The following is a 26471-nucleotide window of genomic DNA, read 5'->3' on the forward strand; positions in this document are numbered from 1 at the left end:
GAGACGGCGCGGCACAAGGCGGCGGCGTCCGACGGGATGGTGCCGGCCGCGGTGGACGCGCCGCCGCCGGCGGCGGCGCCAACCGGCGGCGGGCCGCCCGAAAGCGCCGCCACGAAGCCGCCGGCGGCCGAGCCCGTGGGGCCGGCGGCGCCCGCGCGCTCGCTTTTCGGACTGGCGCTGTCCGGTGGCGGGATCCGCTCGGCGTCGTTCTGCCTCGGCGCCACCCAGGCGCTGAACAAGCACGACCATCTGCAGACGGCCGACTACATCTCCAGCGTGTCGGGTGGCGGCTACACCAACGGCTGCCTCGCGGCCAACTGGCACCGGCCCGACGGCACGGTGGACAGCTCATGGCGCTTTCCGTTCGCCCACCAGCGCGGCGACATCGAGGGACCGGCGCTGCGCCACCTGCGGGCCTACTCCAACTTCATCGCGCCGCGCGGTGGCTTCCAGCTCCTGCACGCCGTCACCCAGTTTCTGCGCGGCGTGCTGCTGAACCTGATGGCGCTGCTGCCGTGGCTGCTGTTCTTCGCCGGCCTCGTGCACGCGCTGCTGGTCGCGCCGCCGTACTGGTGCGTGGCCCGGTGGGACGCGTGCGCGGCGCTGGCGCTGGGTCCGCTCAAGGACGTGGCGCTCGCGGCGTCGCTTTTCGTGCTCGGCTTCGCGTTGCTCTCGCGCCAGTACCGCCTGTTCCTGGAGCGATACGCCCAGGCGACCGGCCGGCCTTTCTGGGACGGTCGCGAGCTTTTCCGCCAGCATGTCGCGATCGGCGCCTGCGCCGTCGTCGCGACGGTGTTCGTCGCCGCGCAGCCCTATCTGTACTACGCGCTTGGCGCCACGCTGGTCGAGAAGCGGAGCCTGGCCTCCATCGGCGGCCTGGCCGCGGCCCTGGCGCTGCTCACGAAGGTCGGAAGCCTGCCCGCGGTCGTCCGGAAGGGGGCGGCCGTTGTCGCCGCGGCGCTCGCCGGTCCGGTGCTCCTCTGGCTCGGCGCCGTCGGCGTCGCGAAGCTGCTGGAGGACCAGGGCTTCCAGGAGTTCGTCAAGCCGGTGGTCGGCCGGCTGATCGGGGACGGGATTCCAGACGGCTCGTGGCTGTTCGCTCTCCGGATCTTCGCGGCCTCGACCGCCGCGTCGATCCTGCTGGCGCTGCTGATCTGGTTGCTGACGCTCTACAACGCCAACGAGGTCTCGCCGCACTCGTTCTACCGCGACCGCCTGAGCAAGGCGTTCATGTTCGGCGTCGTGAACGGCGACCGGACGGAGCCGCGGGACTCGTTGAAGCTGGGGGACCTCGCGCCGCGGCCCGGCGCGCTGCTTCCCTATCCGCTGTTCAACGCGGCGCTCAACCTCGGGCCGTGGCGTCGGGCGGAGTACGACAACCGCGGCCGCGTCGCGGATTTCTTCGCGCTGACCCCGCTGCGCGCCGGCAGCGACTCGACGATGTACTGCGCCACGCGCGGCCTCGAGGCGATCAACAAGCGCATGACGCTGGCGTCCGTCGTCGCGGTGTCCGGCGCGGCGGCGGCGTCGGCGGCGGGTCGCGTCACCAATCCGGTGCTGCGTTTTCTGCTCGCCATGTTCAACGTCCGCCTCGGCTACTGGACGCCGAATCCCAGGCGCGTGGCGGCGGGCGAGTTCGCCACGGCGTCCGCCAGGCTGTTGAAGCGGGCGGACCCGGGCACCCTCTACCTGCTGAAGGAGATGACCGGGCTGGTCCACCAGGACGGCTGGCTGGTGAACCTGTCCGACGGCGGCCATGTCGAGAACCTCGGCGTCTACGAACTGCTGCGCCGCCGCTGCCGGTTGATCGTCGCGGTCGACGCCGAGCAGGACGCGGCCATGAGCTACGCCAGTTTCGGCGACGTCGTGCGCTTCGCCCAGATCGACATGGCGCTCAAGATCGAGATCGACCTCGACGGGCTGCGCCTGCGGGAGGAGGCGGACGGCTACGTCGACAAGACGCCCGTCAGCCGCCGCCACTACGCCATCGGCACCATCGAGTACCCGGAGCGGCCCGGCGATCCGCTGGAGCCGCGCGCCTTCACCGGCGTGCTGGTCTACGTGAAGACGAGCCTGTGCGCGGACGATCCGGAGGAGATCTGGAAGTACAAGGCCACGCACCCCGCGTTCCCGCACGATCCCACGGTCGCCGACCAGTTCTTCGACGAGGAGCAGTTCGAGGCCTACCGCGCGCTCGGCTACGAGGCCATCGCCAGCCTGCTGTGGGACATGAAGGACCGCGGAATCTGACATCGCCGCCGCGCCCGGACGGTCGACACCGCCGAGCCGAGGTCCTTCGCTGGCGCACGCGGTCGACGCGCGTGGCCGCGTCCATGCGTGGCGATGACCTGTGACGTAATTGCCGCGCGACCGGGCCGGGCCCATCATCGGCGCATCGGTCCACGCGGAGCGCGCGTCCATGTTGAGAGTGGCTTTCGCCGGCGGCTTCGCGGCGACCTTCGCGCCGCTGGTCCGGCCGTCGCTGAAGATCCCCTGCGAGATCGTCGTCGTCGCCGACGAGGCGGAGGCCGCCGGGAGCCTCGGCGATATCGACGTCCTCGTGACTCTGGCGTTCACGCCGGCGATGGGCGCGGCGGCCGGATCGCGCCTCAAGCTCGTGCAGTTGCCCGCGGCCGGGCTCGACCGGATCGACCGCGCGGCGCTGCCGGCCGGCGTGGCGCTGGCGAACGCCTACGGCCACGAGGCGGGCATCGCCGAGTACATCATGGGCGCCATGGTGGCGCTGACGCGCGACTTCCGGGCGCTCGACGCGGGCCTGCGGGCCGGCGACTGGCCGGGCCAGTGGGCGCCAGGCAGGCCACGTTCGCCGCTGTCGCCGGAGCTGGCCGGCGCGACCCTGGGGATCCTCGGTCACGGTCATATCGGCGCGGCGCTCGCGCCCCGGGCGCGGGCCTTCGATATGGAGGTCGTGGCGATCCGGCGCGACACCGCGCGTGGTGCCGGGGGCGGCGCGACGCTGCTGGGCGGCCTCGACCGTCTCGACGAATTGCTGCGCGCCAGCGACTACCTCGCCATCACCTTGTCGTTGAACGAGCGCACCCGCGGATTGATCGGCGCGCGCGAGCTGGCGCTGATGAAGCCGGGCGCGCGTCTGGTCAACGTCGCGCGCGCGGAGATCGTCGATGAGGCGGCGTTGTTCGACGCGCTGTCGAGCGGCCGCCTCGCCGGCGCCGCGCTCGACGTCTGGTACCGCTACCCGCGCGACGACCGGCCGACCGCGCCGGCCGCGCTGCCGTTCCACACGTTGCCGAACGTGTTGATGACGCCGCACGTCTCCGGCGCGACCGAAGGGATGGCCGCGGCGCGCGCGGCCGTCGTGGCGTCGAACATCGAACGGATCGCGCGCGGCGAACGCCCGATCAACGAAGTGACCACGCCATGAACGTTTCGGCCGCCGTCTCTCCGTCCGATGCCGCGGGCTGGTTCGCGCGCTTCAAGGCGTTCGGTCTGGCGCCGGGTCCGGACACCTACGCGGCGCTGTTCCACCCCGAGGGCGAGGTCGCCGATGCGGGCATGGCGGCGCCGACGCCGGCGTCGGCCGTGCGCGAGGCGATCGCGCACGTGCTGCGGCTGATGCCCGACCTGCGCATCGACATGCGGCGCTACCGCGGGCGCGGCGCGGCGGTGTTCGTCGAGGCGGCCAACTCGGCCACCATCAACGGCGTCGCGGTGGCGTGGGAGTCGGTCTACCGCGTGCATCTGCGTGACGGCGGGGTGTTCCGCGGCCGGCGCTTCTACGACCAGGCCGCCGTGTTCCGCGCGCTGCGGCCCGATCTGGGATGGCTGGATCGGCGTCCCGCGTCATCGGGCGCGCCGCCGCCGCGCTACGCCGACATCGTCCCCGGCGCGCCCGTCGACGCGGCGTTCACGGCGGAGACGATGATCGGATCTCCCGACCGGCATGACGGGATGGTGCCCGCCGAGCTCCGGCGGCATCTCGGCGACGCGCCGTTCGAGCTGGTCGACTGGGCGGGGGACGACGGGCTCGCCTTCGTCGAGTGGCGTCATGGCGACCTGCTCGGCGTCGACCGGCTCGATCTGGCCGACGGCGTCGTGACGTCCATGCGTCGCCACTTCGACACGCTCGGCCTGTTGGCCGCGCGGGATCCCTCGGTCGCAGCGCTGCGCGCGTCGCTGCTATCGAACGCCGCGCGCTGAGCGCGGCCGCCTGCCGGCGCGACCTACCGCCCCGTCCATTCCGGCTGCGGCCTCTTCCCGACGAAGGCGTCGATGCCGATGCGGGCGTCCTCCCGCATCATGGCGCCCGCCATGTAGGCGCTGGCGTAGGCGTAGGCCTGCGCCAGGTCCATCTCCATGTGCTTGTGGAACAGCTCCTTGCCCTGGGCCAGCACCAGCGGGCTCTTGGTCGCGATGTGCCGCGCCAACGCCATCGCCGCGGCGTCGAGCTCGGCGGCCGGCACGACGCGGCTCAGCAGCCCGTCGCGCAGCGCCGTCTCGGCGCTCACCGGCTCGCCGGTCAGCAGCATGTCCAGCGCGCGTTTGGCGCCGACGTTGCGGCCCAGCGGGACGGACGGGGTGCCGCAGAACAGGCCGATGTTGACGCCCGGCGTCGCGAACTTGGCGTCGTCCGCGGCGATCGCCAGATCGCACGCCGCCACCAGCTGGCAGCCGGCGGCCGTCGCGATTCCGCGCACTTTGGCGATGACCGGCTGGGGCAGGGCGCGGATCTTCAGCATCATCGCGCTGCAGGAGGTCACCAGCGCGTGGTGGAAGCCGTACTCCGAGCTTGAGCGCACCTCGCGCAGGTCGTGGCCGGCCGAGAAGGCGCGGCCGTTGGCCTGGATGACGACGACTCGGATCTCCTTGTCGGCGGCGAGCCGGTCGAACTCCTGGTCGAGGGCCGCGATCAGGTCGCTCGAGAGCGCGTTCATCGCCTTCGGCCGGTTCAACGTCAGCACGGCGACGCGGCCGCTGTCCTCGCGCAGCAGGACGGGCTCGTTCACTTCGGCGGTGGGGGCGGCGGTCATCGCTTCGTCCTCGGTTCGTGGGCGCGATCGGCGGGCAGCATAGCACCGCTGCGGCGCGTTGTGCGCCGGCGGAGGGGGTTCTATACGGAGCGCCGCGCGCGGGGTTGGATGATCGGGAGCGGGTCGATGCCGGTGATGGGACCGACGGAGTTGCGGGCGTTCCTCGACGAGGCGTTCCCTCAGGCCGGGCACCTCGATCTGCGCATCGAGCATGTCGACGACAGGACGATCCGCGTGCGCATGCCGACCGGTGAGCGGCACCTGCGGCCGGGCGGCACGGTATCGGGACCGACGCTGATGTGGCTGGCGGATTGCGCGACCTATCTGCTGATCCTCGCGCAGATCGGGCCGGTGGCGCTGGCGGTGACCACCAACCTCAACATCAATTTCCTGCGCAAGCCGGTGCCGGGCGACCTGGTCGGCGAGGGAAGGCTGATGAAGCTGGGCAAGCGTCTGGCGGTCGCCGAGTTCACGATCTTCAACGACGGCGATCCCGACGCGGTGGCCCATGTCACCTGCACCTATTCGATCCCGCCGGCGCGCGGCGGCTGATGCCGATGTGGGGTAAAATATTACCTATATTTCAAGTGATTGATTTAAATGACTATTTCTGGAGGTCGATGCGCGTCGACGCTTGACTTCGCGAACTCGCGCCCGTACATCAGCGCCCGTCCGGGCGGCCCCAGGCCGGCCCGTGTTTTATTTGGACGGAACAGATGGCCACCTTCAACCTCAAGCCTGCCGACGTGCGGAAGAAGTGGGTGCTGATCGACGCCGACGGCCTCGTTCTCGGCCGGCTGGCGACGATCATCGCGACCCGCCTGCGCGGCAAGCACATGCCGACCTACACCCCCCACGTCGATTGCGGCGACAACATCGTCGTGATCAACGCCGAGAAGGTGAAGGTCACCGGCGACAAGCTACGCGACAAGAAGTTCTACTGGCACACCGGCTATCCCGGCGGCATCAAGGAGGCCAGCCTCGGCCTGCGGCTCGGCGGCAAGTACCCCGAGCGGGTGATCGAGAAGGCGGTCGAGCGCATGATCTCGCGCGGCCCGCTGCAGCGCCAGCAGATGAAGAACCTCAAGATCTACGCTGGCGGCGCGCATCCGCACGAGGCGCAGCAGCCCGTCAAGCTCGACGTCCGGGCGATGAACCGCAAGAACGCGAGGACCGCGTAACCATGGCCACCGAACCTCTCTCCGCCGCCGCCGGCCTGCGCAAGGCCGCCGCGAACATCGCCGCCGCCGCCCCGGTCGAGCCGGCCGGTCCGCGCACCAAGCAGATCGACTCCAAGGGCCGCTCCTACGCCACCGGAAAGCGCAAGAACGCGATCGCGCGCGTCTGGCTGAAGCCGGGCAGCGGCAAGGTCACCGTCAACGGCAAGGACCAGGAGGTCTACTTCGCCCGTCCGACGCAGCGCATGCTGATCCAGCAGCCGTTCCTGATCGCCGGTCGCATCGGCGCCTACGACGTCGTGACGACGGTGCTGGGCGGCGGTCTGTCGGGTCAGGCCGGCGCCGTGCGCCACGGCATCTCGAAGGCGCTGACCCTGCACGAGCCGGAGCTGCGCGGTCCGCTGAAGGCCGGCGGCTTCCTCACCCGCGACAGCCGCGTGGTCGAGCGCAAGAAGTACGGCCGCGCCGGCGCCCGCCGCAGCTTCCAGTTCAGCAAGCGCTGAGCCTCGATCCCATCATCGACGCGAAGGGCGCCCGGCGACGGGCGCCCTTTTTCGTGGGCCGACGGCGCGGCTCAGGCCGGCGCCACCGCCGCGCAGGGCACGACCAACGCCGGGCCGGCCGGGGCGATGAAATCGGCCCAGAGCGCGTTGTGGTGCGCGATGATCTTCACGGCCGGCAGATGAGGGCGGTCCATCGTGGTGTGGCCGTCGCTGGGCACGACGGTCGCGTAGCGCCGCGCCAGCGCGCTGCGCACGGTGGTGTCGACGCAGTAGTCCGTGGCGCAGCCGGTGACGATCAGGCGGACGACGCCGCGCGCCGCCAAGGTCGCCGCGAGATCGGTGTCGAGGAACGCGTCGCACGCCGTCTTGCGCACGACCGGATCGTCGGGCCGGGCGTCGAGGCCGGGCAGCAGGTGCCAGCCGGGGGCGTCGGGGTGGTGCGGATCGCCCGGCGGGCCGTCGTGCTGGACGAAGACGACCACGCCGCCGGCGGTGCGCACGGCGGCGGCCAGGGCGTTGATGCGCCCGACCAGAGCGTCGGCGTCGTGTCTCGGCGTGGCGGCGGTGAACGAACCGCGTTGCATGCCGATGACGAGGAGCGCGGTGCGCATCGGCGGCCGTCCTTCCGGGGAGCGCCAGGGTAGTCCGGACGGCCCGTGAAATCCACGCCGCCGCCGCACGGCCCGCGCGACAATCCTCCCGCGGAGTGCTAAAATGAGCCTTCGCGCGCCTTCCGTGCCAACGTCGAACGAGACCACTAATGCCCGCTCCGACCGACACCCTCTACAATACCCAGTGGCACCTGTTCGGCACTTGGGGCGTCAACGCCCAGGTGGTGTGGGACGGAGCGGGCGGCGCCGCCTACACCGGCGAGGGCGTCTCGGTCGCGGTGTTCGACAGCGGCGTCGACCGTCTCCATAGCGACCTCGCGGTCAACTACGACCTCGCGCATTCCATCAGCACCAACGCCGGCGGCGGCGACGGCACGCCCGGCGGCACGGCGTTCGCGGATTTCCACGGCACCGCTGTCGCGGGCCTGATCGCGGCCGCCCGCAACGGCACCGGCGTGGTCGGCGTCGCCTACGATTCGTCGATCATCTCGATCTACCAGCAGTTCGGCGGCAGCAACGGCCCGCCCGGCGTCGACAACATCCAGGCGTTCAACCACGCCGCGCAGTACGCCGACATCATGAACAACAGCTGGGGCTACAGCGGCATCGCGTTCTTCCTCAACATCGACCCGGCTGCGATGGCGCCGGACATCGCCGCCGTGCGCGACGCCGCCGAGGACGGCCGCGGCGGGCTCGGCACGATCATGCTGCATGCCGCCGGCAACTCCCGCGCGTCCGGAGCCGACACCAACGACACCGGCTTCGGCAACAACCGCTGGGAGGTCGTGGTCGGCGCCACCGACATCAACGGCAACATCGCCAGCTTCTCGACGCCCGGCGCCTCGATCCTGGTGTCGGCGCCCGGCGTCGGCCTGCCGACCACCGACCGCACCGGCGCGATCGGCTACAGCTCCGACGACTTCGACATGGCGTTCGGCGGCACCTCGGCGGCGACGCCGGTGGCCTCGGGCGTGGTGGCGCTGATGCTGGAGGCGCGCGCCGGGCTGGGCTGGCGCGACGTGCAGGACATCCTCGCGCTGTCGGCGCGGCAGACCGGCGTGACCGCCGGCTACCAGTACAACGGCGCCTCCAACTGGAACGGCGGCGGCACGCACTGGAGCCACGATTTCGGCGCCGGCCTGATCGACGCGCGCGCCGCCGTGCGGTTGGCGGAGACCTGGATCCTGCCCGCCGCCACCTCGGCCAACGAGGTGGTGCTCGAATCGGCGGTGACCGCGTCCGGCGCGGCGATCACCGACGGCAACACGGTCAACTCGAACATCGTCTGGTCGACGGCGATGGACATCGAGCACGTCGAGGTCGACATCAATCTGACGCATACCTTCCGTGGCGATCTGGAGATCCGCCTCACCTCGCCCTCCGGCGTGACGGTGTTGCTGGCCGACAATCCGCTGGGCGGGCAGGACGCCACCGACAACATCAGCTTCACCCTGTCGAGCACGTTCTTCCGCGGCGAGAGCGGCGTCGGCACCTGGACCCTGAGCATCACCGACAACCAGGGCGGCGACGTCGGCGTCTTCACCAACTGGCAGCTCCGGATCACCGGCGACCTGGCGACGACCAGCGACGTCTACTACTACAACGACGAGTTCAACGAGATGTTCGCGCGCGACCCCGCCCACGCGGCGCAGCGCGGCACGCTCAACGACACCGATGGCGGCACCGACGTGGTCAACGCCTCCATGCTGTCGACGGCGGCGATCATCGACCTTGGCGGCGGCGCCTCCAGCATCGACGGCCACGCCCTGGCGATCGTCTCTGGCGTCATCGAGAACGCCTATGGCGGCGACGGCGGCGACACGCTGCGCGGCTCCGGCTCGGTCAACGTGCTCTACGGCCAGCGCGGCAACGACCTGATCGAGGGCATGTCGGGCAACGACGAGCTGCACGGCCACTGGGGCATCGATTCGCTCTACGGCGGCCTCGACGACGACACGCTGTTCGGCGAGACGGAGGTCGACTACCTCTACGGCGGCGACGGCAACGACCTGATGTTCGGCGGCACCGGCATCGACACGCTGAACGGCGGCTACGGCGACGATTTCTACCGCCTCGACGACGCCGACATCGTCGACGAGAACTCGCCCGGCACCGCCGGCCTCGACACCGTCTGGGTGTCGTTCACCAACTACACGCTGACCTCGGGCACCGAGGTCGGGGCCGTGAACTTCGCCGGCGCCGCGATCCTCACGGGCGAGGGCGACCGCAACACGCTGTTCGGCGACCTCAGCGCCGACACGCTGTTCGGCCTGGGCGGCAGCGACTACCTCTACGGCTTCGCCTCGGGCGACTCGCTCTACGGCGGCGCCGGCGACGACTTCCTGTTCGGCGGCACCGGCGGCGACACGCTGGTGGGCGGCGCCGACAACGACTACTACCGGCTCGACGACGGCGGCGCCGACACGGTGATCGAGGGCGCCGGCGGAGGCACCGGCAGCGCCGATCAGGTCTGGGTCGGCTTCTCCGGCCACACGCTGGCGGCCAACGTCGAATGGGGCGTCCTGAACTTCGATACCGCCGGCGACCTCACCGGCAACGCCAGCGACAACACGCTCTACGGCACCGACGGGGTGAATACGCTGAGCGGCGCCGACGGCAACGACAACCTGCTGGGCTACGCCGGCGTGGACGTGCTGTACGGCGGCAACGGCAACGACGTGCTGCAGGGCGGCCTCGACACCGACACGCTCTACGGCGGCGACGGCAACGACGCCTTCATCGGCGGCACCGGCGCCGGCAACACGTATTTCGGCGGCGTCGGCGACGATTTCTACCGCGTCGACGCGGGCGCCGACGTGGTCGACGAGACCGGCGGCTCGGGCATCGACACGGTCTGGGTGTCCGTCACCATCGACTACGTCGCGCCGGCCGGCATCGAGAACCTCGCCGCCAACATCGGCACCGCGCTGAACCTCACCGGCAACACGCTGGACAATTTCATCCAGGGCAACGACGCGGTGAACACGCTGAGCGGCGCGGCCGGCAACGACACGCTGCAGGGCTTCGGCGGCGCCGACCGGCTGGTCGGCGGGACGGGCCGCGACGTCCTCAGCGGCGGCACCGGCGCCGACATCTTCGCCTACAGCGCGGGCGACGGGAACGATGTCATCGTCGACTTCAACTTCGGCGACGGCGACCGGATCGACCTGACGGGCATCGTGTACATCGGCAACGGCGCCACCGCCGACGTGGCGCTGCTGTCGGCCGATGGTGGGGTCACCACGTTCACGATCAGCGCCAACAACGGCTACAACTGGACCGGCGCCGAGTTCATCTGAGCAGACTCACTCCGGCAGGCCGGCGAGACGCCGCGCCTCGACGTACCGCACGGAATCCTCGGATCGCCGACGGGCGTCCGCGACGGCCGCGAGCCGTTGCGGGCGGGTCCGCGCCGGCGTATACATCCATCACGCCGCTGAAAATTGTCGTGACGTAACGGCGACACGCGGTTCGACGCCCCTCTAAGGCGGAACTTGTCCGTCGATTTCGTCTACGCTTTTTGGCTGGGCCGGGGGGCCGATATGAGAATTCTCGATACCACTAGCCGCCTTGCGGGCGCGCTGGCGCTCGCCGCCGTCGCGGCCGGCATCCTTCCTGTGTCGGCGCAGGAACGCGTCGCCAACATCCGCCGGCTCGACCCGGCCGGCACGCGGCAGCCGCCGGAGGGGCCGGCGACCGTCCTGACCGTGAACGGGGCGTTGTTCCAGCGCGACCTGATCACGACCGAGGCCAAGGGCCGGGTCGAGGTGATCTTCGAGGACGGCACGCGCATGGACGTCGGCCCGCTCAGCCGCGTCACCCTCGACGACTACGTCTACAAGCCGGGTGGCGGCGGCGCGAGCGTGCTGCTGGGCGTCACCAAGGGCACGATGCGGTTCCTGTCGGGCAACGTCCGGCGCGAGGCCGTCAACATCCAGACGCCGACCGCGTCGATCGGCATCCGCGGCACCGACTTCGTGATCCACGTCGACGGCAAGGGTCAGACCCAGGTCGACGTCCATTCGGGTCACGTGCTGGTCTGGCCGTGCAACGCGCCGCGCCAGCGCGACAAGGCCTATCTGACCGAGGCCGGCTACACCATCAGCGTCGACTCGGCCTGCACCGTCTCGTCGTCGCCCGGCACCAGCAGCAGCAGCACGGCGTCGCAGTCGGCGGCGGTGTCGGCGCCGGCGGCGGCCGCGCCGGGGCCGGCTCCCGGGCCTGCGCCCGGACCCGCACCCGGACCTGCGGGCGGCGCCGGCAACGGCAACGGCAACGCCGGCAACGCCAATGGCGGCGGCAACACGGGCGGCAGCGGTCCGGGTACCGGCAATGGCGGCAGCAACAACGGCCAGGGCGCCGGCGCGGCCAACGGCGGTGGTGGCGCCGGTAACGGCGGCACCGCGAGCGCGTCCGCCGCAGGTGCTGGTGGCGCAGGCGCCGGTGGTGCTGGTGGCGCAGGCGCCGGTGCTGGCGGCGCCGGTGGTGGCGGCGCCGGTGGTGCTGGCGGCGGCGGTGGCGGCGCCGGTGGTGGCGGCGGCGGTGGCGGCGCCGGTGGTGGCGGCGGCGGTGGCGGCGGCGGTGGCGGCGGCGGTGGCGGCGGTGGCGGCGGTGGCGGCGGTGGCGGCGGCGGTGCCGGTGGCGGAGGTGGTGCGGGCGGCAGCGGGAGGTAGCCACCAACAGTGGCTCCTCGGCCCGATTGCCCGGAAGACCCTCGTCGCTCGTACTAGGGCTCGCCGGCGGTTTCGTCCGAGCGGCCGTCCGGGCCGCTAGTTCCGGATCAGGTCCTGCACCGCGTCGACGACCATGCGCGTGCCGATGGCGATCAGCAGCACGTCGTTGGCGACCTGCGCGTACTGGTAGCCGGCCGGCGCGGGGATCATGACCGCGAGCAAACCTTGGGGCAGCGCCACGTAGGCGACGGCCCCCGGCAATGGTCGACCCATCGCCCATTTCTTAGCCTGGCCCGGCGGTAGGCAGCCGTTGTTCTTCTTGGCGAGGCCGGGCGGGCAATGGCCGCCGGCGGCCTGCCGCGTGTAGTATTGGCGGATCGCCGTCTGGTTCGGCGCCGGGATCGTGATCGAGACGGTCACCGAAGGGCCGGGTGCCGCCGCGGCGGGCGGTCCGCCGCCCTTGCCGTGGGGTTGCGCGACAGCGGGCGCCACGAGCAGGGCCGCGCACAGCGCCGCCAAGACGATCGTACGCATGTCGATGACCTCCAGGGCGAATGACGTTCCGCCCCTATCTCACTCCACGGTGTGGCGCGACCATGGCGCGCGGACGCCCATGAAAAAGCCCCCGTCCGGGCGGACGGGGGCTTTCCTTTGGCGGGTGGCCGCGGCGCTCAGGCCGCGAGGTCGAGCATCACCTGCAGGTTCTGCACGGCCGCGCCCGAGGCGCCCTTGCCGAGGTTGTCGAGCCGCGCCGACAGGATGACCTGCCCGTGCTTGGCGTTGCCGTAGACACGCAGCTCCATCTTGTCGGTGTCGTTCAGCGCCTCCGGCTCGAGCCGGTCCGACGCCTTGTCGGCGCTGTCCACCGGCACGACGGAGATCCGGTCGCTGCCGGCGTAGTGCGCCGACAGGGCCGCCTCGAGATCGCGCGTCGACGGCTTGCCGACCAGCGTGTCGAGATGCAGCGGCACGTTGACGATCATGCCCTGGCGGTAGTTGCCCACCGACGGCACGAAGATCGGACGCCGGGTCAGGCCGGCGAACTTCTGCAGCTCCGGCACGTGCTTGTGCTCCAGCCGCAGGCCGTAGACCTCGAAATGGGGGGCGTTGCCGCCCTCCCAAGCCTCGATCATCGACTTGCCGCCGCCGCTGTAGCCGCTGACCGCGTGCACCACGACCGGGTAGTCGCGCGGCATGATGCCGGCGTCGACCAGCGGACGCAGCAGCGCGATCCCGCCCGAGGGGTAGCAACCGGGGTTGCTGACCTTGCGGGCGGCGCGGATCGCCGCCGGCTGGGCGCGCGTCAGCTCGGGGAAGCCGAAGGTCCAGCCCTCGGCGACGCGGTGCGCGGTGCTGGCGTCGAGCAGGCGGGGCGCCTTGTTGCCCAGCGAGTCGGCCAGCGCCACCGATTCCCGCGCCGCGTCGTCGGGCAGGCACAGGATCACCACGTCGACATCCGCCATCACGGCCCGTCGCGCCTCGGGGTCCTTTCGTCGCTCGACGGGGACGCTCTTCAGCTCCACGCCCGGCACCGCGCGCAGACGCTCGCGGATGCCGAGGCCGGTGGTACCCGCCTCGCCGTCGATGAACACCGATGCCTTCCGGACCGTCGCGGTCATGTCATGGATCCTCCTTCGCCGCCCGGAATCGGGCGCGGGCCGATAGATACGCCGGCGCGGCCCGGGGTCAAGGGGCGGCGGCCGCGCCGCTCCATTTCGCCCGGCGGTGTGTCGCCGGCGCCACACCCGGACCCGGCTTGCCGCGACGCGCGCGCTGCCCGAAAATCGCCGCCACGCCACGATCCGCCCGAGGGAGCGCGCCATGCGTCTAGGATTCACCGCCGAGGAGCTGGCCTTCCAGAAGGAGGTCCGCGACTGGATCACGGCCAACATGCCGGTCGAGGTCGCCGAGGAATCGCGCCGCAGCCGCAGCAGCCACGTCTCGCGGGAGAGGCTGATCCAGTGGCAGAAGGCGCTGGCGGGCAGGGGTTGGCTGGTGCCGAACTGGCCCAAGGAGTACGGCGGCACCGGCTGGAACTCGACCCAGAAATTCATCTTCGAGATGGAGATGGCGCGCGCCGACTCGCCTTATCTCTCCTCGTTCAGCCTCAAGATGGTGGCGCCGGTCCTGATGAAGTACGGCAGCGAGGATCAGAAGAAGCGCTTCCTGCCGCGCATCGCCAACGCCGACATGCTGTGGTGCCAGGGCTATTCCGAGCCCGGCTCAGGCAGCGACCTTGCCGCGTTGAAGACGCGGGCGGTGCGCGACGGCGACCACTACGTGGTGAACGGGCAGAAGATCTGGACCACCAACGCCCATTGGGCCGACTACATCTTCTGCCTCGTGCGCACCTCGACCGAGGGCAAGCCGCAGGAGGGCATCTCCTTCCTGCTGATCGACATGACCACGCCCGGCATCAAGGTCGAGCCGATCTACCTCGGCGACGGCACCCGCGTGCCCGGCCGCCACGAGGTCAACCAGGTGTTCTTCACCGACGTGCGCGTGCCGGTCGCGAACCGCGTCGGCGAGGAGAACAAGGGCTGGACCTACGCCAAGTTCCTGCTGGAGTTCGAGCGTGGCGGCCAGGCGCACGGCCCGCGCCTGCGCAAGGCGTTCCGCCATCTCGAGGAACTGGCGGCGCTGTGGACCAAGGACGGCAAGCCGCTGCCCGAGGACGAGTCGTGGCGCGACAAGGTCGCGGCGCTGGCGCTGGAGATCGACGCCGTCGAGATGAACGAGCTGATGTTCTACAGCTCGCTCAAGACCGGCGACGCGCCCGGCCTGATGGCCTCGGTCGTCAAGATGCGCGGCACCGAGGTCGGCCAGAAGATCACCGAGCTGGCGGTCGAGGCGGTCGGCAACTACGGCCAGCCGTTCACCGAGATGCGCAACTACGACTCCAACGTCGTGCCGGTCGGCCCCGGCTACAGCGACGACGTCACCCCGCGCTACATGAACCAGCGCAAGAGCACGATCTACGGCGGTTCCTCCGAGGTCCAGCGCAACGTGCTGGCCAAGGCGCTGCTGGGGTTGTGAGCGGAGTCGTCTAGCGCGTTCCGCCCTCTCCGCCCGCTCGCGGGGGGAGAGGGCCGGGGTGAGGTGGGCGCCCGCCGGAGAGGAGTCGCGGAATGGTGGAACTGCGGCCCTGCGGAACCCGGACCTGGGCACACCTCGTATTGCGCGGCGTCGGCCTTCTCGCGCTCGCGTCGGTGCTGTTCGCGGCGACGCCGTCGCCGGCCGACGCCTGCATGCGCTACCAGTTGGCGTACTTCGGTTATGGATCCGCCGACTTAACGGATGCCGCCCGTATAACGGTAAAACAAGTCGCGATCCGGGTGCACGACTATCCGCCAGGATGCCAGATCGTGAGGATCGTCGCGCATATCGACGGGGCCGAGGCTGCCGCCGGGTTCTCCGATCTCGACATGCGAAGGGCGCTCGCTATCCGCGCCTACTTGGAGCGCTTGGGCATCGATCAAGTTCACGTGAGGATCGGAACGCGCGCTTTCAGCAATCCATACCTGCCGACAGAGGCGGGTGTCAGGAGCCCGCATAACCGTAGGGCCGAAGTCGGGCGTGAGTCTCCGACAGGCACGTATTCAATCGCGCTACCTGGCGCCAGGACCGAGAGGTTCAATGGCACTTGCCCGGGTGCCTCGTCGATCGGCGTACGGGTGTTCCTCCGCGACGGGACGGAGTGTGTTCGCGTCGACGATGAGGAGTGACCCGCCTATGCCTCCCGAACACCTCGACGTCCTGATCGTCGGCGCCGGCCTGTCGGGGATCGGGGCGGCGTACCATCTGCAGCGCGACTGCCCGCGCCGCAGCTACGCCATCCTCGAGGGCAGGGAGCGCAGCGGCGGGACGTGGGATCTGTTCCGCTATCCCGGCGTGCGTTCGGACTCCGACATGTACACGCTGGGTTACGCCTTCAAGCCGTGGCGCGAGGCCAAGGCGATCGCCGACGGGCCGTCGATCCTGCGCTACATCCGCGAGACGGCGGCCGAGAACGGCATCGAGGCGAAGATCCGCTACCGCCACCGCGTCGTCGCGGCCTCGTGGTCGAGCGCCGATTCGCGCTGGACGGTCGAGGTCGAGCGCGGCGCCGACAAGGAGCGCGTGACTCTCACCTGCGCCTTCCTGTTCGTGTGCAGCGGCTACTACGACTACGCCCGCGGGCACGCGCCGGAATTTCCGGGCGCGGTGGATTTCAGCGGCCGCATCGTCCATCCGCAGTTCTGGCCCGAGGACCTCGACCACGTCGGCAAGCGCGTCGTCGTGATCGGCAGCGGCGCCACGGCCGTCACGGTGGTGCCTGAGATGGCGCGCACGGCGGCGCACGTCACCATGCTGCAGCGCTCGCCGACCTACGTGGTGGCGCGGCCGGCCGAGGACTCGATCGCCAACCGCCTGCGCGCGTGGCTGCCCGCGAAGCTCGCCTACGGGCTGACGCGGTGGAAGAACGTCCTGCTGGGCATGTGGTTCTACCGCCTGTGCAAGCGCAGCCCGGCGCGCGTGAAGAAGCTGATCCTCGGCGGCGTGCGCCAGGCGCTGGGCCGGGACTACGACGTCGCCACGCATTTCGCGCCGCGCTACGACCCGTGGGACCAGCGGCTCTGCCTCGTGCCCGACGGCGACCTGTTCCGCGCCATCCGCGCCGGCACCGCCTCGGTGGTGACCGACCGCGTCGAGCGTTTCACCGCCGGCGGCGTCAAGCTTGCCTCCGGCGCCGAATTGCCGGCCGACATCATCGTGACCGCGACCGGGCTGGAGCTGCTGCCGCTCGGCGGCATGGCGTTGACGGTCGATGGCGCGGCCGTCCGGCTGGGCGACACGTTCGGCTACAAGGGCATGATGTTCAGCGGCGTGCCCAACCTCGCCGCCGTGTCGGGCTACACCAACGCCTCGTGGACCCTGAAGGCCGACCTGATCTGCGGCTACGTCTGCCGGCTGCTCAACCACATGGAGCGAGGCGGCTTCAAGCAGTGCGTGCCCCGCGTCGACGATCCCGCGATGGCCGCCGAACCGTGGATCGATTTCTCCTCCGGCTACATCCAGCGCGCGCTGCACCTGTTCCCGAAGCAGGGGTCGCGCAAGCCGTGGAAGCTGCGCCAGAACTACATCCGGGACCTGATCGACCTCCGCTTCGGCTCGGTCGAGGACAAGGCCATGGTCTACTCCAACCCGCCCGCCTGAGCCCTCTATCCCGTCATCCTGAGCGGAGGCGCGCAGCGCCTTAGTCGAAGGATCTTTCCGCGTCGTAGGCAGAGACAGGATCCTTCGACTGCGCGCCTTCGGCGCTTCGCTCAGGATGACGAACAGGGTGGTGGTTAAGGGGGCATGAGGAGAGTGCATCAGCCATCCACCTCGTCGTCCCGCGCGGAGCCGCCCGGCGCCGTAGTCGAAGCGCCCTTCCGGGCCGGAAGCCGCATAGCTTTCCTTCTCCCCTCATGCGCGGGGAGAAGGGAGGACACGCGGGATTGGCGCCGCCACCGCCGCCCCGATATACCGGAGGCGCCCTGAACGAGGACCGCCGCCCATGTCCCGCGCCCAACGCCGCCGCGCCGCGCGGCTCGGAGCCCCCGTCGAGAAGCCGCGTCCGACCGGCGGGATCACGCTGCCGCCGAAGCGCTGGAGCGTGGCGCAGGCCGCCGGCTACGGCACGCTGGCCGGCGCGCCGCTGCTGGCGGTGCGCGACATGATGCGCGGCGTGCCGATCCCGACCGAGACCGCGGCGCTGCTCGGCTACGCCGCCGGCGGCGCCGTGATCGGCGCGTTCCTGTTCATGGTCGTGGCGCTGACCCGCAACGCCTTCGTGAAGTGACGCCGGCGCTGGACGAGCGCACGGCCTTGGCGGCAGGATCGCGCCGGCGCGCGTTCCGGTGGAACGGGAGCCGCGGCGCGAGGGCGCCGCGCCGCGCGCACCGGGAAGGGGACGAGGGATGCAATATCGCCGCATGGGCCGCAGCGGCCTGAAGGTCTCGGAGATCTGCCTCGGAACGATGACGTTCGGCAACGGCGCCGACGCGCCCGAGGTCTCGCGCCTGGTCGGCGCGGCGTTCGACCACGGCGTCAATTTCTTCGACACCGCCAACGCCTACAACGGCGGCGTGTCGGAGACGATGCTCGGCGACGCGCTCAAGGACCGCCGGCGCGAGGCGGTGCTCGCCACCAAGTTCTTCAATCCCATGGGGCCGGGGCCGAACGATTCCGGCATGTCCCGCGCCCACATCGTGCGCGCGCTCGAGGACAGCCTGCGCCGCCTGAAGACCGACTACGTCGACGTCTACTACATCCACCACGTCGACATCCAGACGCCGCTGGAGGAGATGCTGCGCGCGCTCGACGACCTCGTGCGCCAGGGCAAGGTGCTCTACACCGCGTGCAGCAACTACGAGGCGTGGCGCCTGATGGAGTCGCTGTGGATCAGCGACACCAGGGGCTGGACCCGGTTCGACGCCTACCAGCCGCAGTACAGCCTCGTCGTGCGCGACATCGAGCAGGAGATCGTGCCGGTGTGCGAGCTCAAAGGGCTGGGCGTGGTGGTGTGGTCGCCGCTGGCCGGCGGCTTCCTCGCCGGCCGCTACAAGCCCGGCGAGCGCCGCGTCGAGGGCTCGCGCTCGGCCACCAACTGGGCCCTGCCGTCGCGCTTCTTCGCCGCCAATTGCGACGAGACGCTGAAGGTCCTGCTGGAGGTGTCGCGCGAGCTCGGCCGGCCGGCCTCGCAGGTGGCGCTGCGCTGGGTGCTCGACCGGCCCTTCATCACCAGCGCCATCGTCGGCGCCCGCGACGCCGCCCAGCTCGGCGACACGCTGGGCGCCGCCGGCTGGACCCTGCCGGCCGACGCGCGCGCGAAACTCGACGCCGTGTCGACGCTGCCGCACCGCTACCCGCGCTCGTTCGAGGAGGACATGCACGTCCGCCGCGACGCCGCCGTGAAGATGCCCGGCGGCGCGGGGCGGTAGGGGAAGGGAAGCGGGGCTAAGCGCGGTCTCTTCCCTTCTCCCCTCGTAGGAGGGGAGAAGGTGGCGCGAAGCGCCGACGGTTCCCTTCTCCCCCGTCATCCGGGGAGAAGGTGCCCGAAGGTACGCCGCGGCAGCCGCGGCGGGGATGAGGGGCTTCACGGTCGTCGAACAAGGGCGACGGCCGGTGAGAGACGCACCGCCGCGAAGCCCCTCATCCGCCGCGAAGACGCGGCACCTTCTCCCCCTCGCCAGGGGGAGAAGGGGGAAGGCGCGCCTGCCGGACCCTCAAAAATAATGCGGCACGAAGCGGCTGGCGTTGTGGGTGATGGGCGAGGAGTCCTCGCGCACGCACATGCCGGCGGGCTGGCCGGCGACCACCCAGGAGCCGATCACCGCGTGGTAGCCGTCGAAGCGCGGCAGCTCGTGGTACTTCTGGTAGATGAAGCCCTCGGCGCCGTAGGTGCCGCCGGCCTTCTGGCCCAGCCCCGGTCCGATCAGCTCGACGTTCGAGCCCTCGCGGCTGAAGAACGGCTTCTTGACGATGCGCGATTCCGGCCGCGGGTCGGGCTCGAAATGCGCCTCCAGCAGGTTGGGATGGTTCGGGAACAGCTCCCACAGCAGCGGCAGCACGGCCTTGTTGCTGAGGATCATCTTCCACGCCGGCTCGATGAAGGCCGTGGTGTCGGTCAGCACGTGCCGGCCGAACTGCTCGCGCGCCATCCACTCCCAGGGATAGAGCTTGTGCATCACCTGGATCGGCATCTCCTGCATGTCGGTGAAGCGCAGCCCGTTCCAGCCGATCTCCGCCACGGTCAGCGCCTTGGTCGCGAGCCCGGCCTGGGCGCAGGTGTCGCGCAGGTACTCCGACGTGGCGTAGTCCTCGGGCTGGTCCTCGAAGCGCGAGAAATGCACGGTGGCGCCGGGCGGCAGCTTGTCGCGGATCGCCTTCCAGGCGTCGATCAGCTTCTCGTGCGCGCTGTTGAACTGGTCGGCGCCCTTCACGACCTCCTGCACCCAGTGCCACTGCGCCACCGCAGTCTCGAGCAGCGCCGTCGGCGTGTCGGCGTTGTACTCCAGCAGCTTCGGCGGATTGCGGCCGTCGTAGGCGAGGTCGAAGCGGCCCAGCAGGGTGGGATCGCCGCGCCGCCAGACGCGCGAGATGTAGGCGCCGAACTCGGCGGGGATCGCGAGCTTCTCCCACAGTCCCTTGCTCACGACGTGCTCGACCGCCGCGAGGCACAGCCTGTGCAGCTCGGCGGTGGCGTCGTCGAGCTCGTCGACCTCGCGCGACGTGAAGCGGTAGCGGACCTCCTCGGCCCAGTACCGGATCCCGTCCATGTGGTGGAAGTCGACGCCGACCTCCTCGAGCTTGCGCTGCCAATCCAGACGCTGCGGCGAGGACTCGCGGATCATGAAGGCACTCCGGACCGGCGCGGCGGGACTAGCTGGAGGAGGACGAGCCGTGCGACGAGGCCGACGAGCCGAAACCGCCGCGCGAGCTGGTGCTGGTCGACCCCGATGTCGAGGACGAGCTCGAGCCCGAGCCCGGCGTGCCGGAGCGGAAGCCGCTGGTCCCCGGATCGGTCGAGCCGGACGGGCTGCGCGTCGTCGTGGTCGAGGGTGACGACCAGCCCCACCAGCCGCTGGAACCGCCGTAGGAGCGGTAGGAGGAGCTGCTCGACGACGACGTGGTCGGACAGCCCGGCGTGCCGGCAGGAAGCTGCGGGCAGGGCACGCCGTTGACCATCGCCGGCGGGCTGTAGAAGGGGTTGCGCATGCCCATCAGCGTCTGCGAGTTGCGCATGGCGCTGGAATTGGGGATGGCGGCGCAGGAGTAGAGCGCGGCGGCGCCGGCGGCGCCAACGAGGCCGAGCTTCACCGTGCGCGACATGCGCGAACCGGTCGGCGGCTGCTGCTGGACAGGTTCGTCCATGGCGGTGCTCCTCGGATCCGGCGTCAGTAGGTCAGGCAGGCGGCGTTGAGCAGCCCGAAGCCCAGCGACAGCGCGGCGGCGAACACCGCCGAGGCCATCACGCCCTCCTCGATGTGCTTGATCAGGTCCCCGATCAGCAGGCGCACCGAGACGTGGACCACGACCTGCACGATCAGCGCGACCAGCGCCCAGAGCAGGAAGTCGAGCACGTTGGTGGAGTGGGCCATGACGTTGGCCACCGGCATGCAGAAGCCGATGAAGGCGCCGCCGAAACTGACGGCCGCCGCCGCGTTGCCCTCGCGGATCAGCTTCATCTCGTGCCACGGCGTGATCCGGGAATAGATCCACAGGAACGCCAGCGCCGACACCGTGGCCGCGACCGCGTGCTGCGCGAAATTCGGCAGTCCGCGCACCAGTCCAAGCAGCTCTTCCATCCGCTCCTCCTCGCGGCGCCGCCTTGTTCCCGGCCACGCCTGTCACCGCTGCGATGATGCCACAAAATGAGCGGGCGCTCTAGCGGCGATCCGGGCGCCCCGCCGCCGCGTCGCCGCCGCCATCGATCTCCCGCAACCGCTCGACCTCCGATGTCATCCCGAGCGGAGGCGCGCAGCGCCGCGGTCGAAGGATCGTGTCGCGGCGCCGGACGCGCAAAGATCCTTCGACTGCGCGCCTACGGCGCTCCGCTCAGGATGACCTGGGAAGGCAGCGGCGCGCGGTCGTGGCGCGAGGGCGACAGCTCACGCCGCGCCGGAGCGTCCCAGCTACTCCGCCGCGTCCAGCCCCGGCGGTTCGGCGCCGGTGAGGAACGCGGCGAGGTACATCTTGCCCATGACGTGCCACGCCGCGCCGGGCGCGAAGGTGCGATCGGCGCGTCCGTGCTGGAACGCCGCGACGGTCGGCGCCGACAGGTCGGAGTCGCCGCGCGCGCCATGGGCGACGGCCGAGCCGCTGAGGAACACCCCGGCGAAGTACAGCCGCGTCAGCGCCCGCACGGTGGCGAGCCGGTCGAGCGTGGCGGCGTCCGGCGCGCGGCCGAGCCAGCCAAGCAGCAGTTCCGCCGCCAGCGCCGGTCCCATGCCGTGCGTGTCCAGCGCGATCGCGACATCGACCAGCGGATCGTTGCGGTAGGCCGATTCCCAGTCGATCAGCCACAGGCGTTCGCCGTCGAACAGCACATTGCCGGGGGTCGGGTCGTTGTGGCTGGAGACGCGCGGCGGCGCGCCGGCGTCGTAGGCGGCGGTGATCCGTTCGAGGTGCGCGACATGGGGATCGAGCACGCCGTCGGCGAACAGGCCCGTCCGCCGGACATGCGCGAACAACCGCGCGACGATGGCGGGATACGTGACGAAATGCGGGAACGCGTCGGTCGTCTGGAGTCGCGCCAGGAGCTCCCCGAGCGCCCGTGCCAGAGCCGGTGGCCCACCCGGAAAGGTGGCGAGTGGCCGTCGTTCGATGAAGTCGGTCACGACCACGCGCGACGTCTCGTCGACGTGATGGACCCGGGGCGCCAGACCGGCCGCCGCCGCGATGCGCAACGACTCGTACTGGTGGGGATTGCGCAGCGGGCTCGGCACGCCCTCGACGCGGGCCATGTAGGCGCGGCCGCCGATCTCGACGCGGAACGGAAACGCCCCCGACACGCCGCCCGCCAGCGGCGTGGCCGACTCGACGCGCGCCGCGCCGAACGCCGCGCGCAGCGCCGCGCGCAGGGCGTCGCGGCGGGCGGGGGAGAGGGCGTCGAATTCGTCCATCGCCATCGACACTCGGCCTCCGCGCGCCGTGGTGTCGCCGCCACGACACATTGGTGCGCTGCGGCGCCAAGCTGTCATCCCGAGCGCAGCGAGGGATTCAGGGACGGCGCCTGGATCCCTCGCCGCGCTCGGGATGACAGGGGAGCCGTGGCAGCTGCGCGCGCTTGCTCTCGGCATTGGACCGCCGTGCGGGTCCGCCCCTGTTCAATCGCCCGCGGCGTTTGGCGCCGGACCGCTCACCCCGCAAGCGGGGTGAGGGGCAAAGCCCGCGCTGATCGGCGCCGGACCGCTCACCCCGCCATCGTCAGCCCGCCGGACACGCTGATCGTCTGGCCGGTGATGAAACCGGCGTCGTCGGACGACAGGAAGCAGACGATGCCGGGGATGTCCTCGGGCTGGCCGACGCGCTTCATCGGCACGGCGCTGACCAGCGCGTCGCGGATGCGCTTGCCGCGTTCGTCGGCGCCGGCCACGGCGGCCAGCAGCGGCGTGTCCGTCGGGCCGGGGCAGACGCAGTTCAAGGTCACGCCCTTGCGCGCCACCTCGCGCGCCACCGTCTTGGTGAAGGCGATGATGCCGCCCTTGCAGGCGGAATAGACACCCTCGCCGGAGGAACCGACGCGGCCGGCGTCCGAGGCGATGTTGACCACCTTGCCGGCGCCGCGCTTGAGCATGCCCGGCAGCACGGCGTGGTGCAGGTGGATCGGGCCGCGCAGGTTGATGGCGATCACCGTGTCCCAGAACTCCGGCGTGGTGTCGACGAAGTTGATGAGACGGTCCCAGCCGGCGTTGTTGACCAGCACGTCGGTCGGCCCGACCTCGCGCTCGAACGCCTCGACGGCCGTGCGCACCGCGTCGTTCGACGTGATGTCGACGCCGAACGCCTCGGCGCGGCCCGGTCCCAGCGCGGTGGCCTCGCGCGCGACGCGGCCGGCGCCGTCCATGTCCTTGTCGAACACGCCGACATTGGCGCCGTAGCCCGCGAAGCGCCGCACGATCGCGCCCCCGATCGCGCCGCCGCCGCCGGTGACGATGACGTTCTTCACCGATAGTCCGCGCATGTCGTGTCTCCTTGGTGTTCTATTGCGGCGTTCGCCCCTCTCCGCCGCGTAGCGGGGGAGAGGGAGGGGCCCGCGCGCAGCGCGGGAGGGTGAGGTGGTGGTTGGAACGGTCGAGCCGACGCGGGTGGCGCACCACGCGTCAGGCTCGGCACCATTGGCGGAGCAGCCACCCACCTCACCCCAACCCTCTCCCCCCGCTGCGCGGGCGGAGAGGGGGCATGAGACGCGTCGGCCGCCGTCGCCTACAGCGGCGAATGCGGCGGGAATTTCGGCTTGCGCTTCTCCAGGTGCGAGGCCAGCCCTTCCTTCACCTCCGGCCCGAGGAAGCCCAGCATCTCCAGACCCAGCGACGTGTCGAACGTCGGACCCATCATGCGGATCCAGTTGTTCAGCGCGTACTTGGTGAAACGGATCGCGGTCTGCGCGCCCTCCGCCAGCTTGGTCGCGACCTCCAGCGCCTTGGCCTCGAGCTCGGAATCCTCGCAGCACATCGACACCAGCCCGATGCGCTCCGCCTCCTCACCGTTCACCGCCTCGCACAGCAGCAGGTAGTACTTGGCCTTGGCCATGCCGCACAGCAGCGGCCAGATGATCGCGGCGTGGTCGCCGGCGGCGACGCCCAGCCGCGTGTGGCCGTCGATGATGCGCGCCGTCTTCGAGGCGATCGACACGTCCGCGAGGATGCCGGCCACCAGCCCCGCGCCCACGGCGGGCCCGCGGATCGCGCTGACGATCGGCTTGGAGCAGTTGATGACGTTGTAGACGATGTCGCGCGCCTCCTTCCAGACTTTGAGCAGCTGGTTGAAGTCCTTCATGTTCTTCTCGATCAGGTCGAAATCGCCGCCGGCCGAGAAGGCCTTGCCGCCGGCGCCCTGCAGGATCACGCAGTTGATCGTGTCGTCGCCGTCGATGTCGCGCCACACGCTGACCAGCTCGGAGTGCATCGCCTCGTCGGTGGCGTTGAGCCGCTCCGGCCGGTTCATGATCACGCGCAGCACGCGGGGATGCGGCCGCTCGAACGCCAGCCGCGTGTACCTCTTCTCCCAGTCCGACATCCGTTCCCTCCATCTTTCCGCGCCAGTGTAGGGGAGGAGGGGAGCGGGGCAAGGGGGCGTGGGGCGCATGATGGTGTTGCGAAGCTGCGCGAGGCCCAATTGCCGGAACGGCGTGGGGAGGATGAATCTACTTGGTGGTTCCGCCTCCGCGTCCGCGCTCTTCCGGACAGTTGAGGGAGAGGGAGCGCGAGTGAGCCGGCCCCGAGGTTCTGGTTCATTTCCGACGGCCGACCAGGAACGCCGCGATCGCCAACCCCTGTGCCAGCGCGGCGAGGACGAAGAGATATGGTGCGTCGCCGGGATGGGCCTCTGATCGCGGAGCGACCTCGCGGACGAGCCCGAAGACTGCAGGCGCGAACGCGTAGGCGGCCTGCGCCATCGCGACGATCAGGGCAACGACGCGCGGAACGTCCTCCTTCGCGAATTCCGTCTGGGCGATCAACGGCGGCAACCAGGTACCGTTTCCGAACGCGAGGCCGAACAGCACGACGCCCAGCAGCAGCGCGGCGGTGTCGACCCCGGCGCCGGCTATGAACACCACCGATGCCGCGATCTGCACAGCGTAGCTGGCGCTGGCGACCAACCGCCGATCGGCGGCAGCCGGCAACAGCCATCCGATACAGGTCCGCCCCGCCACGGCCATAGCCGGCACCAGCGCCATCGCAAGACCGGCGTCGCGCGCCCCGAGAGCGGGGACCATCAGCGAGTACAAATGGGCGATCACGCCGATCTGCGCGAACAATCCGAGCGCCATTGCCGCCGCAAGCGTCTGGAACTTCGCATCATGCCATAGCTGCGATCCCGGCAAGGGCCGCGGTGACGACGACGCGTTCGGGGCCGCCGCCGCGCCGGCGACGTCACCATCCGGCGCCATCCCCATGCCCTCCGGTGTGCGCGAGAACACGCGGTCGGCGAGTATCCAGATCACCAAGACCATCGCGGCGCCGATCATTGCCGCCGCGGCGGGAAAGCCGACTTGACCGATGGCGACTGCCCAGAGCGGCGCGAACACCACACCGCCGATATTGGCGCCGTTGTATGCCATTGCCAAAGCCGCCGGCCGTGCGCGCACGAACCACGGCGAGACGATGGCGTTGATCGCGGCCACTCCCATCGTCACCCAACCCGCGCCGCTCAGCAGCGCGGCGACAAACAATTGCCAAGGCGACACAACAGTCGCCCATCCGAGCACTCCGAGCGCCAGGGCCAAGGCGCCGACTTTCGTCGTGCGCGCGATGCCGAATCGTCGATGAAAGGCGGGTAGGCAGGCCGTGACCGCCGCACCGACCAGGAAATGGACAGTGATCGCCGTCGAGACGAGCGGAAGCGACCAGCCGCGGGTCTCCCGGACGGCGTGAAGATAGATCGGTGGTCCGTGGAAGCCCATGCCGAGGCCGAACATGGCCAGGACGAAGGCTGCTGCGACCACGCGCCAACCGTAGAAGGTCTCGTATTGCCGCGCATCCGGCATAGGTGGCTCGACCGCTGGGACAACCGGCGCCCACTGTGCATTGGAGGATGAAGCCGAAGGTTCGACGACGACCGAACAATTGCGATCCGTGATTCCAGGGAGAACGCGCCGCCGGATGACCGGCACCGTCAGGCGCATCGCTAACCTTCGGTCGAACCAGCTCGCGTGGATGCGTCAGCGGTGGATGCAGTGAACGAACACGACGCCACGGGCCTCCATCCGGTGGACTGGAGAGGGTGGAAAATCTGCTGACAGGCGCAT

23 protein-coding genes and 1 pseudogene are annotated in these 26471 nt (G+C 70.5%); 13 read left to right on the forward strand and 11 right to left on the reverse strand.

Translation table 11 applies throughout. The features are described 5' to 3' along the window. The first annotated feature begins 135 nt into the window (after positions 1-135). The 3 genes and pseudogenes from IPK81_24635 to IPK81_24645 all read left to right on the forward strand — a co-directional run bounded on the left by IPK81_24635 (position 136) and on the right by IPK81_24645 (position 4179). Positions 136-294 (forward strand): annotated as a pseudogene (locus tag IPK81_24635) (patatin-like phospholipase family protein). Positions 295-2419: 2125 nt separating this feature from the next. After that, the gene (locus tag IPK81_24640) at positions 2420-3403 is read left to right on the forward strand and encodes a phosphoglycerate dehydrogenase (GenBank protein ID QQS12606.1); all 984 of its coding nucleotides are present in this window, start codon (positions 2420-2422) and stop codon (positions 3401-3403) included. Then, entirely contained in the window at positions 3400-4179 is a 780-nt protein-coding gene (locus IPK81_24645) for a hypothetical protein (protein ID QQS12607.1), read from the forward strand. The genes IPK81_24640 and IPK81_24645 overlap by 4 nt, the downstream gene beginning before the upstream one ends. Positions 4180-4202: 23 nt before the next feature. Here IPK81_24645 and IPK81_24650 read toward each other — a convergent pair whose 3' ends face one another. Beyond that, the gene (locus tag IPK81_24650) at positions 4203-5009 is read right to left on the reverse strand and encodes an enoyl-CoA hydratase (protein ID QQS12608.1); all 807 of its coding nucleotides are present in this window, start codon (positions 5007-5009) and stop codon (positions 4203-4205) included. Between the two features lie 126 nt (positions 5010-5135). On the opposite strand from IPK81_24650, the gene IPK81_24655 reads away from it, so the two are divergent. The 3 genes from IPK81_24655 to rpsI all read left to right on the forward strand — a co-directional run bounded on the left by IPK81_24655 (position 5136) and on the right by rpsI (position 6690). Beyond that, positions 5136-5561, forward strand: coding sequence for a PaaI family thioesterase (locus tag IPK81_24655; GenBank protein ID QQS12609.1), 426 nt, complete (start codon positions 5136-5138; stop codon positions 5559-5561). A 164-nt stretch (positions 5562-5725) separates the two neighbouring features. Continuing rightward, entirely contained in the window at positions 5726-6190 is a 465-nt protein-coding gene (rplM, locus tag IPK81_24660) for a 50S ribosomal protein L13 (GenBank protein QQS12610.1), read from the forward strand. A gap of 2 nt (positions 6191-6192) precedes the next feature. After that, complete coding sequence (gene rpsI, locus IPK81_24665) at positions 6193-6690, forward strand: 30S ribosomal protein S9 (GenBank protein QQS12611.1); 498 nt, start codon at positions 6193-6195, stop codon at positions 6688-6690. Between the two features lie 71 nt (positions 6691-6761). Here the strand turns inward: rpsI and IPK81_24670 are convergent, their stop codons facing one another. Further along, positions 6762-7301: a cysteine hydrolase gene (locus IPK81_24670; GenBank protein ID QQS12612.1), complete on the reverse strand. Its 540-nt coding sequence runs from the start codon at positions 7299-7301 to the stop codon at positions 6762-6764. Positions 7302-7450: 149 nt separating this feature from the next. Between IPK81_24670 and IPK81_24675 the strand changes: the two genes are divergently transcribed. Beyond that, the gene (locus IPK81_24675; GenBank protein ID QQS12613.1) at positions 7451-10600 is read left to right on the forward strand and encodes a S8 family serine peptidase; all 3150 of its coding nucleotides are present in this window, start codon (positions 7451-7453) and stop codon (positions 10598-10600) included. 243 nt (positions 10601-10843) lie between these two features. Then, positions 10844-11974, forward strand: a complete 1131-nt coding sequence (locus IPK81_24680; GenBank protein QQS12614.1) for a FecR domain-containing protein — start codon at positions 10844-10846, stop codon at positions 11972-11974. A gap of 96 nt (positions 11975-12070) precedes the next feature. On the opposite strand, the gene IPK81_24685 is transcribed toward IPK81_24680, so the two are convergent. Continuing rightward, positions 12071-12508 (reverse strand): hypothetical protein, encoded by a 438-nt coding sequence (locus tag IPK81_24685; protein ID QQS12615.1) that lies wholly within the window; start codon positions 12506-12508, stop codon positions 12071-12073. Between the two features lie 137 nt (positions 12509-12645). Continuing rightward, on the reverse strand, positions 12646-13593 hold the full coding sequence (gene argC / locus IPK81_24690) for an N-acetyl-gamma-glutamyl-phosphate reductase (protein QQS12616.1): 948 nt from the start codon (positions 13591-13593) through the stop codon (positions 12646-12648). A gap of 202 nt (positions 13594-13795) precedes the next feature. Between argC and IPK81_24695 the strand changes: the two genes are divergently transcribed. The 5 genes from IPK81_24695 (at position 13796) to IPK81_24715 (ending at position 18939) form a co-directional block, all read left to right on the forward strand. Next, positions 13796-15010, forward strand: a complete 1215-nt coding sequence (locus IPK81_24695) for an acyl-CoA dehydrogenase family protein (protein ID QQS12617.1) — start codon at positions 13796-13798, stop codon at positions 15008-15010. Between the two features lie 92 nt (positions 15011-15102). Continuing rightward, entirely contained in the window at positions 15103-15699 is a 597-nt protein-coding gene (locus IPK81_24700) for a hypothetical protein (GenBank protein ID QQS12618.1), read from the forward strand. 7 nt (positions 15700-15706) lie between these two features. Then, positions 15707-17170, forward strand: coding sequence for an NAD(P)/FAD-dependent oxidoreductase (locus IPK81_24705; GenBank protein ID QQS12619.1), 1464 nt, complete (start codon positions 15707-15709; stop codon positions 17168-17170). Positions 17171-17513: 343 nt separating this feature from the next. Continuing rightward, the gene (locus IPK81_24710; protein ID QQS12620.1) at positions 17514-17798 is read left to right on the forward strand and encodes a hypothetical protein; all 285 of its coding nucleotides are present in this window, start codon (positions 17514-17516) and stop codon (positions 17796-17798) included. 133 nt (positions 17799-17931) lie between these two features. After that, complete coding sequence (locus IPK81_24715; protein ID QQS12621.1) at positions 17932-18939, forward strand: aldo/keto reductase; 1008 nt, start codon at positions 17932-17934, stop codon at positions 18937-18939. Between the two features lie 285 nt (positions 18940-19224). Here the strand turns inward: IPK81_24715 and IPK81_24720 are convergent, their stop codons facing one another. The 7 genes from IPK81_24720 to IPK81_24750 form a co-directional block, all read right to left on the reverse strand. Beyond that, positions 19225-20352 carry a glutathionylspermidine synthase family protein gene (locus tag IPK81_24720; GenBank protein QQS12622.1) on the reverse strand — a complete coding sequence of 376 codons (1128 nt, stop codon included), beginning with the start codon at positions 20350-20352 and terminating at the stop codon, positions 19225-19227. Positions 20353-20380: 28 nt separating this feature from the next. Continuing rightward, positions 20381-20872, reverse strand: a complete 492-nt coding sequence (locus IPK81_24725) for a hypothetical protein (GenBank protein QQS12623.1) — start codon at positions 20870-20872, stop codon at positions 20381-20383. Between the two features lie 23 nt (positions 20873-20895). Continuing rightward, positions 20896-21306 (reverse strand): DUF350 domain-containing protein, encoded by a 411-nt coding sequence (locus tag IPK81_24730; GenBank protein QQS12624.1) that lies wholly within the window; start codon positions 21304-21306, stop codon positions 20896-20898. Between the two features lie 327 nt (positions 21307-21633). Continuing rightward, on the reverse strand, positions 21634-22629 hold the full coding sequence (locus IPK81_24735) for a phosphotransferase (protein ID QQS12625.1): 996 nt from the start codon (positions 22627-22629) through the stop codon (positions 21634-21636). A gap of 284 nt (positions 22630-22913) precedes the next feature. Next, entirely contained in the window at positions 22914-23684 is a 771-nt protein-coding gene (locus IPK81_24740; protein QQS12626.1) for an SDR family oxidoreductase, read from the reverse strand. 242 nt (positions 23685-23926) lie between these two features. Beyond that, positions 23927-24739, reverse strand: a complete 813-nt coding sequence (locus tag IPK81_24745) for an enoyl-CoA hydratase/isomerase family protein (GenBank protein ID QQS12627.1) — start codon at positions 24737-24739, stop codon at positions 23927-23929. A gap of 214 nt (positions 24740-24953) precedes the next feature. Further along, positions 24954-26210, reverse strand: coding sequence for an MFS transporter (locus tag IPK81_24750; protein QQS15256.1), 1257 nt, complete (start codon positions 26208-26210; stop codon positions 24954-24956). Between the last annotated feature and the right edge of the window lie 261 nt (positions 26211-26471).

It is taken from the genome of Rhodospirillales bacterium (assembly GCA_016699855.1).
GTDB lineage: Bacteria > Pseudomonadota > Alphaproteobacteria > Reyranellales > Reyranellaceae.